This window comes from Rhodocyclus tenuis, from assembly GCF_014197755.1.
Classification (GTDB): domain Bacteria; phylum Pseudomonadota; class Gammaproteobacteria; order Burkholderiales; family Rhodocyclaceae; genus Rhodocyclus; species Rhodocyclus tenuis.
Map to the genome: position 1 here is coordinate 21,661 of NZ_JACIGE010000011.1, position 15,630 is coordinate 37,290.

The following is a 15,630-nucleotide window of genomic DNA, read 5'->3' on the forward strand; positions in this document are numbered from 1 at the left end:
AATGCCGCAACTGATCCTCACCGCCGCCGGGCTGGCTTTCGGCTCGGCAGCACTGCTCGACAACGCCGAACTGCAGCTTGATCCGGGCGAACGCGTCGCGCTGATCGGCCGCAACGGCTGCGGCAAGTCGTCGCTGCTGCGCGTTCTCGCCGGCTTGGGCGCGCTCGATGACGGCGAGGTCTGGCGCGCGCCCGGTCTGTCGGTCGCTTATGTCGCGCAGGAACCGCCGTTCGACCCCGATGCTTCGGTGTTCGAAGCGGTCGTCGCCGGCATGGGCGATATTTCCGCGCTGCTCGCCGAATACCACGCCGTGTCGCACGCCCTGGGCGATGCCGGCGGCAGCGATGCGTCGGCCGCAGCGCAGCACGAAGCGCTGCTTGTCCGCCTGCATGAACTGCAGCAGGCGCTGGAAGCGCGCGACGCCTGGGCGTTTGAGGCGCAGGCCGAACGCGTCATCCAGCGCTTCTCGCTCAATCCCGAAGCGCGCGTCGGCAGCCTTTCCGGCGGGCAGAAAAAGCGCCTGGCACTGGCGCAGGCACTGGCCATCTCTCCCGAGGTGCTGCTGCTCGACGAGCCTACCAACCACCTCGACATCGCCGCCATCGAATGGCTCGAAGAACTGCTGATCGGTTCAAGCGCGTCGCTGCTGTTCATCACCCACGACCGGCGCTTTCTCGACCGCGTGGCGACGCGCATCGTCGAACTCGATCGCGGCCGGCTGGCGTCCTTCCCCGGCAGCTTCACCGAGTACCAGCAACGCAAGGAGCGCATGCTCGCCGACGAAGCGGTGCATAGCGCCAAGTTCGACAAGTTCCTGGCGCAGGAAGAGGTGTGGATCCGCAAGGGCGTCGAGGCACGGCGGACGCGCAACGAAGGCCGTGTGCTGCGCCTCGAACACCTGCGCCGCGAGCGCGCCGCGCGCCGCGAACGCGTCGGCCGCGTCAGCATGGCACTCGATTCCGGCGAGCAGAGCGGCAAGCTCGTTGCCGAGCTTGAAGGTGTCAGCAAGCGCTTCGGCGAGGGCGAAAAGGCGCTGACTGTCGTCCGCAACTTCTCCTGTCGTATCCAGCGCGGCGACAAGATCGGCTTGATCGGTCCCAATGGTGCCGGCAAGACAACACTGCTGCGCCTGATCCTCGGTGAACTGGCGCCGGACGGCGGCAGCGTTCGCCTCGGCAGCAAGCTGCAGGTCGCCTACTTCGACCAGTTCCGCACGCAGCTCGACGAAGACGCGACGCTCGCCGACGTGATCTCGCCGGGTTCCGACTACGTCGATCTCGGCGGCGAGAAGAAGCACGTCATCAGCTACCTCGGCGACTTTCTCTTTCCGGCGCAGCGTGCGCGCTCACCGGTGCGTTCCCTCTCGGGCGGCGAGCGTAACCGCCTGCTGCTGGCGCGCCTGTTCGCCCGGCCGGCGAACGTGCTGGTGCTCGACGAGCCGACCAACGACCTCGATATCGAGACGCTCGAACTGCTCGAGCAGCGCCTGCAGGATTACGCCGGAACGCTGTTCCTCGTCAGCCACGACCGGACCTTCCTCGACAATGTGGTGACACAGACCATCGCTGCCGAAGGCGACGGCGTCTGGCGCGAGTACGTCGGCGGCTATCAGGATTGGGCCGACTGGCAGGCGCAGCAGCGGGTGGAGCAGGAAGCACAGCGCCGCGCCGACGCTGCGGCGAACAGTGCGGCAGCACGCCAGACGCCGGCAGCGGGCAAGACGACGGCTGCCGCACCGGCGACGCCGCGCAGCAAGCTCAGCTACAAGGAAGCGCGCGAGCTCGAAGCACTGCCGGCGCGAATTGCCGAACTCGAGGCGGAGCAGAAAGCAATCGCCGCCCGCCTGGAAGATCCGTCGCTCTACGCCGGCTCGGCGCAGGACGCGCAACAGGCGCAGACGATGTCGTCGCGGCTGGCCGAGATCGACGACGAACTGCTCGAACTGCTCGAGCGCTGGGAGACGCTGGAAGCGCGCGCCTGAGGCGGCGGTTCCGGAAAAAGGCGGCGGTGGGGCGCGGCGGCCGGGGTGGGGCAGGCAGTCGGGTATCGGTAGTCAGCGCACGGTAGTCAGGGCTCGGTAGTCAGCGCGGCGCGCACGCCGGACCGGGCGCCGGGTACTCCTCATGGCTGCACAAATCGTCGCACCCGGCGCCCGGCCCGGCGTGTGGTACAGCTGTGGCCCAGCTTTTGGCGGAGCTTGTGACCACTCCGCGATTTATCTCCGGCCAGCGAGCGCCGCGCAGCTTCGGAAAGAATCGGCGCTCCCGCTATGCGGCGAACTGCAGGCGCGCCAGATGCGCGTAGAGGCCGTCCTGCGCGAGCAGTTCGGCGTGCGTGCCGCTCTCCACGATGTGGCCGTGGTCGAGAACGACGATGCGATCGGCGCGCTGCACCGTCGCCAGCCGGTGCGCGATCACCAGCGTCGTGCGGTTTTCCATCAGCCGGTCGAGCGCCGCCTGCACCAGACGTTCGCTTTCGGCGTCGAGCGATGAGGTGGCCTCGTCGAGCAGCAGGATCGGCCTGTCGGCGAGCAGCGCACGGGCGATGGCGATGCGCTGGCGCTGACCGCCGGAGAGCTTGACGCCGCGTTCGCCCAGATCGGTGGCGTAGCCCTCGGGCAGTTCGCCGACGAACTCGTCGGCGTGCGCGGCGATGCAGGCGGCGCGCACTTCGTCGAGGCTGGCGTCGGGGCGGGCGTAGCGCACGTTTTCGAGCACGCTGGTGGCGAAGATCACCGGTTCCTGCGGTGCCAGCGCAATGTGCCGGCGGATGGCGCGCGGGTCGGCGGCGGCGAGATCGACGCCGTCGATGCGAATGGCGCCGCTGTGCGGGTCGTAGAAGCGCAGCAGTAGCTGGAAGACCGTGCTCTTGCCGGCGCCCGAGGGGCCGACCAGCGCCACCGTTTCGCCGGCCGCCACCGTCAGGCTGAAGTCGGCGAGCGCCGCCGCGTCGGGGCGCGATGGGTAACGGAAGCCGACCGCGTCGAAGACGATTTCGCCACGGGTTCTTTCCGGCAAGGGCTGCGGCACTGCCGGCACGGCGATTTCCGGGTGCACTGCGAGCAATTCGAGCAGGCGCTCGCTGGCGCCGGCGGCGCGCTGCAGATCGCCCCACGACTCCGACAAGGCGCCGACCGAGCCGGCAACAAGTGCCGCGTAGAAGACGAAGGCCGACAGCTGGCCGGGGCTGATCTCGCCGGCGAGCACGTCGTGTCCGCCGACCCACAGGATCAGCGCGATCGCGCCGAAGACGAGGACGATCACCGCCGCAACCAGCCCGGCGCGGCTGCGGATGCGCTGGCGCGCGGTCTCGAAGCCGGCTTCGACGCGCGTGGCGAAGTCGCCGCGGTCGGCGTCTTCGTGGCCGTAGGCCTGCACGACGCGGATTTCATGAATGGTTTCGTCAATGCGGTTGCCGAGGTCGGCGACGCGGTCCTGGCTTTGCCTTGCCAGCACGCGCACGCGCCGGCCGAAGAGGACGATCGGCGCGACCACCAGCGGCACGCCGCCGAGAACCATCAGACTGAGCTTGACGCTGGTGGTGAGCAGCATGACCAGCCCACCGGCGAGCAGCAGGCTGTTGCGCACGGCGATCGACAGGCTCGAACCGACGGCATTCTCGATCTGCGCCGTGTCGGCGGTCAGGCGCGCGATGACGTCGCCGGTGCGGCCGGCTTCGAAGAACGAGGGCGGCAGCGTCAGCAGGTGGTCAAAGACGCGCCGGCGCAGGTCGGCGGCGACGCGCTCGCCAAGCCAGGAGACGGTGTAGAAGCGCATGTAAGTTGCCGCCGCGAGCAGGGCGATGACGCCGAACATGATGAACAGCGCGCGATCGAGCCAGGCCGGGTCGCCGGCGGCAAAGCCGCGGTCGATCACCGCGCGCAAGCCTTGGCCAACGCCGAGCAAGGCCAGCGCGGCGACGATCAGGGCGATGGCGGCGATGAGGACGCGGCCGCGGTAGGGGCGCAGCAGGCTGAAGAGCGCGACGGCGGGGCGGGTGGGGGGCGGCTGACTGGTGGCGGAACTGCGGGTACTGACAGGCATTCATCGTCCTTGGCTGATGTGATGCGGGGCCGGCTGGCCTTCTTCCATTGACTGTGAGGCAGCGGCTTACGTTCGCGTCCCGGCAGTTAAACGACAACTTTCGCCGGCTGCAAGCAACCGTGGACGAAGGCCGGCAGGTATGTTTTCTCTGCCGGGATAGCGAATTGACATCATTTTGCGTGCAAATCGGCGAGCTTCCGCCCACGCTATGCCAGCGTGCAAAAATTCCTTAAACGTCATTCCGGTATCCGATAGAATTTGTCGGGTATTTTTTTGCGCGATCATGGCTGTTCCCTCGGCCGGGGCAGTTGTTTATCCTGTTGTTCGCCTGCAGTTTTCTGCTTTTGCGTATGCGAGGAGCCAGCCTTGAAACTACCTGAAAACCGATGTCAGCGTCGTGCCCGCTTGCCGCGGCATTGGCTCGCGGGTGTGGCAGCCGGCCTTGTTCTGCTGGGCAGCGCAAGTGCCGACGAGCGCGCGGCGGGAGCCAACTGGGCGCACATCACGCGTCCCGGCGATACGCTGATCGGCTTGGCCGACGCCTATCTCACCCGGCCGAGCGACTGGCAGCAGCTGCAGAGTCTCAATCAGGTGGAAAACCCGCGCCGCCTGCAACCGGGACAGCCACTGCTGATTCCGTTCAAGATGATGAAGTCGGTGCCGGTCGGTGCCGAAGTGCTAATGGTCAATGGTGAAGCGAGCGTACGCTCGCGCGCCGGTGACGAAACGCCATTGCAGGCAGGTAACTGGGTGCGCGTGGGCGACAAGCTGCACGTCGGCGCCGGCAGCAATCTGACCTTGCGCTTTCCCGACGGCTCGCGCCTGCTGGTTCTCGAACAGAGCACGCTGACGCTGAGCAAGGCGGTGCGTCTGGGCAAGAGCGATACCTATCGCATCCAGATCGATCTTTCCGAGGGCAGCGTCGACTCGCGCGTGACGCCGCTGAAGCAGCGCCCCGGCCAGTACGAGGTGCGCACGCCGGCGCTGCGCATGTCGGTGCGCGGTACCGAGTTTCGCGCTGCCGTGGGTGCGACGCGCAAGCTGACGCGCGGTGAGGTGCTCGCCGGCAGGGTCAGGATGAGCGGCGCCGGCCGGGAGGTCGTTCTCGGCAAGGGCTTCGGCACGCTGGCGGCGCTCGGCGAAGCGCCGCACGCCTCGCGTCCGCTACCGGTGGCGCCCGATCTGCGCGAGCTGCCGACGCGGCTCGAGCGCCTGCCGCTGCGTTTCCCCTGGCCGCAAGCTGCTTCAGCGCACAGCTTCCACGCACAGGTATTCGACAGCCGCGACAGCCTCGTCCTCGACGGCGTATTCGGCGACGGCGGTGCGAAATGGGCGTCGCTTGGCGATGGTGACTACACGCTGCGCGTGCGCGCCATCGGGTCCGACGGGCTCGAAGGTGTCAACGCCAGCCACCGCTTCACGCTCGCGGCGCAGCCGGAACCGCCTTTCGCCAGTACGCCGCGCGACAAGGGCCACGGCGACAGCACCCGCTTCAGCTGGACGGAAACCGCCGGCGTCGTTGCCTATCATTTCCAGCTGGCGAGCGACGCCGGTTTCAGCCAGCCCCTGCTCGATCTGCCGGCGCTGGCAGCAACCGAAACGACGCAGCCGGTGGCGCTCGGCCACTATTTCTGGCGCGTCGCCAGCATCGACGCGCGCGGCAAGCAGGGGCCGTTCGGCGACGTGCAGCGTTTCGAGCAGAAGCCGATGCCCGCGAGTCCGCAGGCGTCGTCCGAGATTGGCGACGAGAAGCTGACGTTCCGCTGGCAGGCGGGAGAGCCCGGGCAGAGGTATCTGCTGCAACTGGCGAAGGTCGCCGACTTCAGCGAGATCGTCGTCGAACAGGAAACCGATCGAGCGGTGATCGAACTGGCACGCCCCGACGCCGGCGACTACTTCATGCGCGTCAAGGCGATCGACAGCGATGGTTTTGCCGGACCCTTCGGCACCACCCAGCGCATCGCCGTGCCGTCGCGCTTTCCATGGTGGCTGCTGCCTCTGCTGCTGGTGCCGCTCGCGCATTGACGTTGCTGATGTTCCCGGCCGTGCGCTCCTTGCCGATAGTCTTTGTGGCGCTGGTCATCAGCTGGCTGCTTTCGCTGAGCACACCCTACCAGCGGCTGGCACTGTGGCTCGACGATGCGCAACAGGGCACCGTTGCCCGCGAGTATTTTTTCAAGGACTCGCTGGTCGTCGATATCGACGAGGAGTCGCTGCGCAAGCTCGAGCCGTTTCTCGGTGTCTGGCCGTACAAGCGCGACATTTTCGCGCTCGTCGCCGACTATCTCGGCGAGGCTGGCGTGCGTTCAGTCGCCTTCGACATCTTGCTCGCCGAACGGCGCGCCGGCGATCCCGCCCTTGCCCAGGCTGCCGAACGCAACCGCAATCTCGTCTTCGCGGCGGCCGGGCTGTCGTATCCGCTGGCGATCAGCGAAGCCGAGCGGCAGCAGTTGCTAGCGGCTGCCTGGACGCTGCCGGCGGCGCTGCCGCGCGAGCACTGGAGCGCTTTCAGTCTGCCGCTGCCCGAGTTCTGGCAGCCTTCGGCCGTTGCGGCTGCAGGCGGCGAAGCGCTGACCGGGGCGGGGCCGGGAATCGTCTCCGTGTGGCCCGACGTGGACGGTACGGTGCGGCGCATTCCGCTGTTTCACCAAGCCCAAGAGAGCAGTTTGCCGACGCTGGCGCTGGCCGCCCTGTTGGCCAGCGAACCCCGGCCGGCGGCCGACTATCTTGCCGCGACGGGCGAACTGAAGCTCGGTCGGCACGTCTGGCCGATTGACGGCAATGGTCGAGCGACGCTCAACTATCCGCGCAACCCCGACAGCATCCGTACCGCGCCGTTTTACGTTCTGGCGCTGGCGGCGATGGGGGCTTCCGGCGCACAGCTCGATACCGACTGGCTGAGAGGCAAGGTAGTGTTCATCGGCAGCTCGGCCATCCAGGCCGACAGCGTGCCGACACCACGCGGCCTGCTGCCCGGTGCTCATGTTCTGGCGCTGAGCTATGAAAACCTCGCCAACGACCTCTTTCTGAAGCCCGCACATTGGCTGGCAAACGCCGGCCTGCTGGCGGTGGCGTTGTTTCTGCCCTTGGGCCTGCTCCGGCGGCGCGCTCCCTCGCTTGCCGTCATCGCTAGCGGCGCGCTCACCGGCCTACTGCTGGCCTACGTCAGCAATCTGGCTCTGCTGTCCGTCTGGCAACAGCAAAGCAGTCTGCTCTTCGCGCTCAGCGCGGTGATCCTCTCCGGCCTGCTGCAACTGGCCATGCTGACCGCCGTCGATGCCAGGCGGCGTAAGGATGCCGAACATCAGATGCGCATCGCCGCAGCAGTTTTCGACGCCAGCAAGGAGGCGATTTTCGTCACCGATGCCGACCGGCGCGTGGTGTCGATCAATCCGGCGTTCACCGAAATCACCGGTTACCAGACGAGCGAGGTAATCGGCCGCTATCCGCGCGTGCTCAGTTCGCGCCGCAACGAACTCGGCACGCGCCAGCTGATGCGCGAAGCGCTGTCGCAGAAGGGCTACTGGCGTGGCGAGCGCTACGGCCGACGCAAGAACGGCGAAACCTATCCGCAATGGCTGTCGATCAGCTCGGTTGCCGACGCGCAGGGCAAAGTCGAAAAGTGGATTGCGATCTTCTCCGATATTTCGGTACCGAAGGCGGCCGAAGCACAGATCAGCTTTCTTGCCCACTTTGATCCGCTCACCCAGTTGCCGAATCGCAACCTGTTGCAGGACCGGTTGAATCTTTCGGTGGCCGCGGCCAGCCGCCATCAGCAGAACGTCATCCTGATGTTCCTCGACCTCGACCGTTTCAAGAATATCAACGACTCGCTCGGCCACCTCATCGGTGACCAGTTGCTCAAGCAACTGGCACAACGGCTGACCGTCCTGTTGCGCGAAGGCGACAGCGCTTCGCGCCTCGGTGGCGACGAGTTCGTGCTGCTGCTGCCGAATACCGATGCCGAAGGCGCGGCGCACGTCGCAGGGCGCATTCTCCAATCGGTTGCCCAGCCGTTCTACATCGGCCACCACGAACTCAACGTCTCGGCGAGCATCGGCATCGCCGAATACCCCGAAAACGGCAGCACCCTCGACGATCTTTCGCGTTGCGCCGACTCGGCGCTCTATCGTGCCAAGCACGCCGGGCGCAACAACTACCAGTTCTATACCGCCGAGATGCACGAGCGTGCATGCGAGGTGCTGAGCATCGAGAACAGTCTGCGCCATGCGCTGGAGCGGGGTGAATTCCTCATCCATTACCAGCCACAGGTGGACGCCCGGACACGGCAGATGGTCGCGCTGGAAGCCCTGATCCGCTGGCAGCATCCGGTGTGGGGGCTGGTCTCGCCGGACCAGTTCATTTCCATCGCCGAGGAAAGCGGGCAGATTCGCGAGATCGGCGATTGGGTGCTCAAGGAGGTGCTGGCGCAGATCAGGGCGTGGCGTGCGGCGGGCCTGCCGGCGGTGCCGGTGGCGGTCAATCTGTCGCTGGCGCAGTTCCGCCAGAACAGCCTGTGCGATCAGCTGATCGACTCGCTCGCCGCCAGCGGCGTCGAACCGGCGATGCTCGAGCTGGAGCTGACGGAGAGCATCGCCATGGAGGACATCTCCTTTACGGTCGACAGCATGGACCGCATGCGCGCGCTCGGCATCCGCTTTGCCATCGACGATTTCGGCACCGGCTACTCGTCGCTGTCGCATCTGAAGCGTTTCCGCGCCGACAAGATCAAGATCGATCAGTCATTCGTGCGCAATCTGTCGATCGACAACGACGACAGGGCGATCGTCATGGCGATCATCAACCTTGCGCACAATCTTGGTTCGCGCGTCGTCGCCGAAGGTGTCGAGACGCCCGAACAGCTCGAGTTCCTGTGCGCCAATGGTTGTGATGAGGTGCAGGGCTACTACTTCCAGCGACCGGTGGAAGCGGAGAAAGTCGCGCTGCTCTTCGGCCGGAACTTCACTTAGCTCGTCCGGCATGCGCGATGGCTGATTCGGGCCGCCGCGGCACTCAACAGCCGGTACGGAAGGCGGTCTTTCAGCTCCGCTCGAAGTAGGGCAACAGCGCCTTGGCCGCTTTGATGCGTTGCTTGGCGCTTGCCGACGGATCGTTCATCACCGCCAGCAGAAAGCTCTGCGGGTCGGCGAAGCCGCCGCCAAGATTGAGTTGGTGCGCTGCGCTTCGGCGATCCGCGCCGGTCGACGCCACGTTGTCCGCGCCGGTCGCTGGCGTCTTCACATCGCCATCAGTGCTGACGGGCGACTCGAGAATCCTCAGCGCGGCGTCGAAGTCGTCGGCCTTGATGCTGTGCAGGCGGGCCAGAAGCTCGGCCTGAGCGTCCATGTTCGGCGCGCTTTCGAGTCCTCCTTCGTCGATGAACATGCTGCCCATGCTCGGGTCGATGAACGCCGACCACCTGCCGGAAACCTGATCCAGCGCTGGCACCAGTTCAAGCGGAGTCGGCAGCGCCGGCACGTTCCCGGTGCCAACGGGATGCAAGCCGAGCGCGGCCACGGGCATTTCGCCGAGGCAGCGCCGACGCAGGGCCTCAAGGAAACGGCCGGCCTGTGCCGGAGCTTGCGGCTGGGCCAGCGACAGCCAGAGCTGAAAGCCAGTGCATCCCGAAACCGAGATCGCCGGCGCTGGCAGGCCCAGTTCCTCCTGCACACAGCGATTGAGCTTTGCCACCAGCGGCCAGTCGCTAGAGTTGCGGAAACTGACGAGCAGCGTACGGACCTGAGCGTTCGCGTCGACCGGGTCAAGCGGCAGGGAGACGTCGCCGGCCAGTTGTGCGGCGACGAGATCGGGCGTCAATGCGCTGCCCGGAGGCAGATAGAGTCGCCGCAATTCCTGGATCAGTCTGTTCATTGATCACCATCAGGTCGGGAGCAGCCAGCGAATGCCTCTGGCGCACATCGTCGGGCACATGCGCTGACAAGCGGGGCGAAAAGCAGAACGACTCAGAAAGCAAAAAGGCCAATCCGGAGATTGGCCTTTTTTCAGTTTCTTTGGTCGGGGCGGCGGGATTCGAACTCGCGACCCCTTGCACCCCATGCAAGTGCGCTACCAGGCTGCGCTACGCCCCGACTGGCCGGCATTATATCCGAAAACGCCCGCTGCGCCTCAATTTCCGAGCACTGCGGCGGTACTGGCTTCGGGGCGGAGCAGCGCGGCGATTGCCAGCAACTCGGCACGCACAGCGTCAAGCGTCGGCACGCTGCTGTCGGCGGCTTCTTCGGGCAGACCTTCATCGAGGCGGTTGCGTGCGCCGCTGATCGTGAAACCCTGGTTGTAGAGCAGTTCGCGGATGCGCCGCACGAGCAGCACCTCGTGGTGCTGGTAGTAGCGGCGGTTGCCGCGGCGCTTGACCGGCTTGAGTTGTGTGAATTCCTGTTCCCAGTAGCGCAGGACGTGCGGCTTGACGCCACAAAGCTCGCTCACTTCACCGATGGTGAAGTAGCGCTTGGCCGGAATCGGCGGCAGCGGCTCGCGGCCGGCGTCTTTATGCGACGGTTCCATGGTTGCCATTTTCTACTTCGGCCTTCAGTTTCTGGCTGGCATGGAAGGTGACGACGCGGCGTGCGGTGATCGGGATTTCCTCGCCGGTCTTCGGGTTGCGTCCCGGACGTTGCGGCTTGTCGCGTAGCTGGAAGTTGCCGAAGCCGGAGAGCTTGACGCCGTCGCCTGTTTCGAGGGCGTTGCGGATTTCCTCAAAGAACGCTTCAACCATGTCTTTGGCTTCGCGCTTGTTGAGTCCGACCTTCTCGAACAGGAGGTCGGCGAGTTCTGCCTTGGTCAATGTCATTATTTTTCCTCGTCAGACACGGAGCTGCGCGGAGAACGCCTGCTGCGCATAATCGATGAGTTTTTGCACGGCGAAATCGACTTCCGAGTCTTGCAAAGTTTTTTGAGTATCTTGCATAACTATCCGGAAAGCAACACTTTTTTTCCCGTCGGGGACGCCTTTGCCGGTGTAGATATCGAACAGGCGCAGTTCCTGGACGGGCGGCGGACAGTGCGCGGCAAAGCCGTCGAGCAGCGTTTGCAGCGGCAGATCGTAGTCGACGAGCAGCGCCACGTCGCGGATCGCCGGTGGCTGCCGCGAGACTTCGACAAACTGCGGCAGGTGTGCGCGCAGCAGTGCGGCAAGTTCAAGTTCGAAGAGCACCGGCGCCTGCGCCAGCTCGTATTTCTGCACCCATTGCGGATGCAGCTCGCCGATGAAACCGATGGCTTCGCCGTCAAGCACGACGCGGGCGGTACGGCCGGGGTGCAGCGCCGGGTGTGTCGCTTTCTCGAAGCGGGCGACGGCGGGCAGCAGTAGCGCTTCCAGATCGGCCTTGAGATCGAAGAAATCGACGGCGCGCGCCGGTCTGCCCCATTGTTCGGGTTGCGCACCGCCGAAAGCCAGTCCGCCGAGCCGCCAGGGCTGGCGGAAGCCGGCGACCGGCGCACCCGCCTGGTCGCGCAGGAAGCAGCGGCCGGTTTCGAAGATGCGCACGCGGTTCTGCCGCCGCCGCAGGTTGGCTTGCAGGGTGCCGACAAGGCCGCCGATCAGCGACGAGCGCATCACCGCCAGTTGGCTGGCGATCGGGTTGGCGAGCCGGACCGGCTTACGGTTATCGGCGAAGTCGGTTTCGCGTGCCTCTTCGACGAAAGCGAAGTTGATCACTTCCTGGAAGCCGCGATCGGCGAGGATCTGGCGCAGGCGCGGCAGCGGCCGGGAATCTTCGCTCTGCGCCAGCATCGACAGCATGGCGCGTGGTGGTTGCGAGGGGATGTTGTCGTAGCCGTAGAGGCGGGCGATTTCCTCGATCAGGTCTTCCTCGATTTCGAGGTCGAAGCGATAGCTCGGCGGTGTCACGACAAAGTCGTCACCGTCGCGCTGGCAGTCGAGCGCCAGATGGCCGAGCAGTTCGGCGATGGTGTCCGGCGCAAACTCGACGCCGAGTACGCGCGCGACGCGTGCCGTGCGCAGGCGCAGCGGTGGCCGCGCCGGCAGTTCAGCGAGCGCTTCACTGAGCGGACCGGACTGGCCACCGCAGATGGCGACGACCAGTTCGCTGGCGCGTTCGAGCGCACGCAGCGTGCCGGCGAAATCGACACCGCGTTCGAAGCGGTGCGAAGCGTCCGAGGAGAAGCCGTAGCGGCGGGCGCGGCCGGCGATCGCTGCCGGCGCGAAGAAGGCCGATTCAAGGAAGACCTCGGTTGTGTCGAGGGTGATCGCGCTGTCGTTACCGCCCATGATGCCGGCCATCGCCAGCGCCTTTTCGTCGTCGGCGATGAGCAGGACGTCGTCGGCGAGCGTCAGCGTTTCGCCGTTGAGCAGGCGCAGCGTTTCGTCCGGCTGCGCCATGCGTGCGCGCACCGTTCCCTGCAGGCGGGCGTTGTCGAAAGCGTGCAGCGGCTGGCCGAGTTCGAGCATCACGTAGTTGGTGATGTCGACCAGCGCCGAGATCGGGCGCAGGCCGCTGCGCAGCAGGCGGCGGGCCATCCATTCGGGCGTTGCTGCACGCGCATCGACGCCGCTGATCACCCGGCCGCAGTAACGCGGGCAGGCTGCCGGCGCAGCGAGTGCGACGCTGCGCGCTGCGCTGCCGGTGACGGTAACGCTGGCGACAGCGGGGAACTGAGCCTTCGTGCCGGTGAGCGCCGCGACTTCGCGCGCGATGCCGGTCAGCGACAGGCAGTCGGCACGGTTCGGCGTCAGCTTCAGCGTCAGCATGCGGTCGTCGAGGTCGAGCAGGCGGCGCACGTCGTCGCCGGCTTGTGCGTCGGCGGCCAGCGGCAGCAGGCCCGAGGCGTCTGCGTCGATGCCGAGTTCCTTGGCCGAACAGAGCATTCCCGAGGATTCGATGCCGCGCACCTTCGCCACCTTGATGACGAAATCGCCGGGCAGGACGGCGCCGGGCAGCGCGCACGGCACTTTCATGCCGACGGCGACGTTCGGCGCGCCGCAGACGATCTGCGCCACGGTTCCATTGCCGATGTCGACACGGCAGACGTTGAGACGGTCGGCGTTCGGGTGCTTGGTGACTTCCAGCACGTGGCCGACGACGACCTGGCTGAAAGCGGGCGCGACCGCTTCGACCTCTTCGACTTCAAGGCCGGCCATGGTCAGGAGATGCGAAAGCTCGTCGCCGCTGCGGTCGGTGGCGACGAAGGAGCGGAGCCAGGATTCGGAGAATTTCATGATCGGTGAGTGGCCTCTGGGCGAGTGCTACACGAGTTCCGGACGGGTTTCAGACGAACTGGCGCAGGAAGCGCAGGTCGCCGTCGAAGAACAGGCGCAGGTCATTCACGCCGTAGCGCAGCATGGTCAGGCGGTCCGGCCCCATGCCGAAGGCAAAGCCGGTATAGCGTTCGGGGTCGATACCAGCGTGGCGCAGCACGTTCGGATGCACCATGCCGCAGCCGGCAATCTCCAGCCAGCGGCCCTTCAGTGCGCCGCCCATGAAGGCAACGTCGATTTCAGCCGAAGGCTCGGTGAACGGGAAGAACGAGGGGCGGAAGCGCACCTGCAGATCATCGCTCTCGAAGAAGCGGCGCAGGAAGTCGGCGACGACGCCCTTGAGGTCGGCGAAGCTGATGTTCTCGCCGATCCACAGGCCTTCGACCTGATGGAACATCGGCGAGTGCGTCGCGTCGGAATCGACGCGATAGACGCGCCCCGGCGCGATGATGCGGATTTCCGGCATCGTTTCGAGATGCGCGTAGCGGGCGACGTGCGCCTGCATGTAGCGTGCCTGGATCGGGCTGGTGTGCGTGCGCAGCAGGATGCCGTCGGCAACGCCGCCGGCCTCGTCCTGCAGATAGAAAGTGTCGTGCATCGAACGCGCCGGGTGGTCGGCCGGCGTATTGAGCGCGGTGAAGTTGAAGAAGTCGGTCTCGATCTCCGGGCCGTCGGCAACGTCGAAGCCGATCGAGCGGAACAGCGACTCGATGCGTTCAAGCGTTCGCGTCACCGGATGCAGGCCACCGCGCGTTTCGCCGCGGCCGGGCAGCGTCACGTCGAGTGCCTCTTCGGCCAGTCGCGCCGCCAGCGCCTGCTGACGGATCGCTTCGCGACGCGCGTTCAGTGCCGCTTCAACGCCTTCCTTGACGCGGTTGATGGCAGCGCCGGCAGCCTTGCGCTCGTCGGCAGGCAGCGCGCCCAAGCCCTTGAGCAGCGCGGTGATGCTGCCGCTTTTGCCGAGGAAACGTGCCTTGACCTGTTCCAGTGCGTCGCCGTCGTCGGTCGCCGCGAAAGCCGCTACGGCTTCCTGGATGATGGGATCGAGTGTTTGCATGAATTTACCGGGAAAACGACCGAAAAAAAAAGGAGGCGAGCGCCTCCTTTTTAGTCACCTGCGAAGCTTAGGCGGCGAGGCCGGCTTTTGCCTGTTCGGCGATAGCCGCAAAGGCCGGCTTGTCGAACACGGCCAGATCGGCGAGAACCTTGCGGTCAATTTCGATCTGGGCCTTCTTCAGGCCGTTCATGAAGGTGCTGTACTTCAGGCCGAGTTCGCGGGCGGCGGCGTTGATACGCGCAATCCACAGCGTACGGAACTGACGCTTCCTCTGCCGGCGGTCACGGTACTGGTACTGACCGGCCTTCATCACCGCCTGCTTGGCGATGCGATATACGTTCTTGCGGCGACCGCGGTAACCCTTGGCCTGGGCAAGAACCTTCTTGTGGCGCGCGCGCGCCGTTACACCACGTTTGACTCTGGGCATCTTTTATCTCCTTACGCGTACGGCATCATCGAACGAACCATGGCCTTGTCGGAATCATGGACTCCGGTCATGCCGCGCAGTTGGCGCTTGGTCTTCGTCGATTTCTTGGTCAGGATGTGGCGCTTGAACGCCTGGCCCCGCTTGATGCCGCCGCTGGCGCGAATCTTGAACCGCTTGGCGGCCCCGCTCTTCGTCTTCATCTTGGGCATTGAATGCTCCTTATTTGACATGGCTACAGGTGTCTCCCGACGGGAGTGCTTGTCAACCCGGAACCACTTGTGGTGCTGCTCAAACCGGCTGGCCACCCAAACAGGTGGTCAGCCTTGCTACTTCTTCTTGTGCGGCGAGAGGATCATGATCATCTGCCGACCTTCCATCTTCGGCATCTGCTCGACCACCGCGAATTCCTGCAGATCGGTCTTGATGCGTTCGATCTGGCGCATGCCGATTTCCTGGTGGGCCATTTCACGGCCGCGGAAGCGCAGGGTTACCTTGACCTTGTCTTCCTCTTCCAGGAAGCGCGTCATGTTGCGCAGCTTGATCTGGTAATCGTTTTCATCGGTACCGGGGCGGAATTTGACTTCCTTGACCTGCACCTGTTTTTGCTTGAGCTTCTGCTCGTGCTGTCGCTTCTGCTCCTGGTACTTGAACTTGCCGTAATCCATGATCCGGCAAACCGGCGGTTGCGCCATCGGCGCGATCTCGACAAGATCAACTCCCGCTTCTTCAGCCAGTTGCAGTGCTGTTCTGACGCTTACGATCCCGAGTTGCTCACCTTCTTCGCCGACCAGGCGAATTTCCGGTGCATTGATCTCTTCGTTCGTGCGGTGCGACTTTTGCAGTGCGATGGTTTCGCTCCTCGTTTCGA

General features: G+C 65.4%; 12 protein-coding genes and 1 tRNA gene. 3 read left to right on the top strand and 10 right to left on the bottom strand.

The window, feature by feature from the left end:
• The first annotated feature begins 1 nt into the window (after window position 1).
• Window positions 2-1,981: an ATP-binding cassette domain-containing protein gene (locus GGD90_RS13880; RefSeq protein WP_153116430.1), complete on the top strand. Its 1,980-nt coding sequence runs from the start codon at window positions 2-4 to the stop codon at window positions 1,979-1,981.
• 286 nt (window positions 1,982-2,267) lie between these two features.
• On the opposite strand, the gene GGD90_RS13885 is transcribed toward GGD90_RS13880, so the two are convergent.
• Window positions 2,268-4,043, bottom strand: a complete 1,776-nt coding sequence (locus GGD90_RS13885; RefSeq protein ID WP_153116429.1) for an ABC transporter transmembrane domain-containing protein — start codon at window positions 4,041-4,043, stop codon at window positions 2,268-2,270.
• Window positions 4,044-4,472: 429 nt separating this feature from the next.
• Between GGD90_RS13885 and GGD90_RS13890 the strand changes: the two genes are divergently transcribed.
• On the top strand, window positions 4,473-6,068 hold the full coding sequence (locus GGD90_RS13890) for a FecR family protein (RefSeq protein ID WP_184415194.1): 1,596 nt from the start codon (window positions 4,473-4,475) through the stop codon (window positions 6,066-6,068).
• 29 nt (window positions 6,069-6,097) lie between these two features.
• A complete protein-coding gene (locus GGD90_RS13895; RefSeq protein WP_184415196.1) occupies window positions 6,098-9,013 on the top strand; it encodes an EAL domain-containing protein in 2,916 nt (971 codons plus the stop codon).
• Between the two features lie 70 nt (window positions 9,014-9,083).
• Here the strand turns inward: GGD90_RS13895 and GGD90_RS13900 are convergent, their stop codons facing one another.
• From GGD90_RS13900 to infC, 9 genes are all read right to left on the bottom strand, one after another.
• Entirely contained in the window at window positions 9,084-9,914 is an 831-nt protein-coding gene (locus tag GGD90_RS13900) for a hypothetical protein (RefSeq protein ID WP_153116426.1), read from the bottom strand.
• 141 nt (window positions 9,915-10,055) lie between these two features.
• Window positions 10,056-10,132 (bottom strand) — tRNA-Pro (locus GGD90_RS13905).
• 37 nt (window positions 10,133-10,169) lie between these two features.
• The gene (locus GGD90_RS13910) at window positions 10,170-10,565 is read right to left on the bottom strand and encodes a MerR family transcriptional regulator (protein ID WP_153116462.1); all 396 of its coding nucleotides are present in this window, start codon (window positions 10,563-10,565) and stop codon (window positions 10,170-10,172) included.
• Entirely contained in the window at window positions 10,549-10,851 is a 303-nt protein-coding gene (locus GGD90_RS13915) for an integration host factor subunit alpha (RefSeq protein WP_153116425.1), read from the bottom strand. The genes GGD90_RS13910 and GGD90_RS13915 overlap by 17 nt, the downstream gene beginning before the upstream one ends.
• 12 nt (window positions 10,852-10,863) lie before the next feature.
• Window positions 10,864-13,239 (bottom strand): phenylalanine--tRNA ligase subunit beta, encoded by a 2,376-nt coding sequence (gene pheT, locus GGD90_RS13920; RefSeq protein WP_153116424.1) that lies wholly within the window; start codon window positions 13,237-13,239, stop codon window positions 10,864-10,866.
• A 49-nt stretch (window positions 13,240-13,288) separates the two neighbouring features.
• Entirely contained in the window at window positions 13,289-14,335 is a 1,047-nt protein-coding gene (pheS, locus tag GGD90_RS13925) for a phenylalanine--tRNA ligase subunit alpha (protein ID WP_153116423.1), read from the bottom strand.
• A gap of 67 nt (window positions 14,336-14,402) precedes the next feature.
• On the bottom strand, window positions 14,403-14,762 hold the full coding sequence (gene rplT / locus GGD90_RS13930) for a 50S ribosomal protein L20 (RefSeq protein ID WP_153116422.1): 360 nt from the start codon (window positions 14,760-14,762) through the stop codon (window positions 14,403-14,405).
• Window positions 14,763-14,773: 11 nt separating this feature from the next.
• Window positions 14,774-14,971 (bottom strand): 50S ribosomal protein L35, encoded by a 198-nt coding sequence (gene rpmI, locus GGD90_RS13935; RefSeq protein WP_153116421.1) that lies wholly within the window; start codon window positions 14,969-14,971, stop codon window positions 14,774-14,776.
• Window positions 14,972-15,088: 117 nt separating this feature from the next.
• Window positions 15,089-15,610, bottom strand: a complete 522-nt coding sequence (infC, locus tag GGD90_RS13940; RefSeq protein ID WP_153116420.1) for a translation initiation factor IF-3 — start codon at window positions 15,608-15,610, stop codon at window positions 15,089-15,091.
• Window positions 15,611-15,630: the final 20 nt, after the last annotated feature.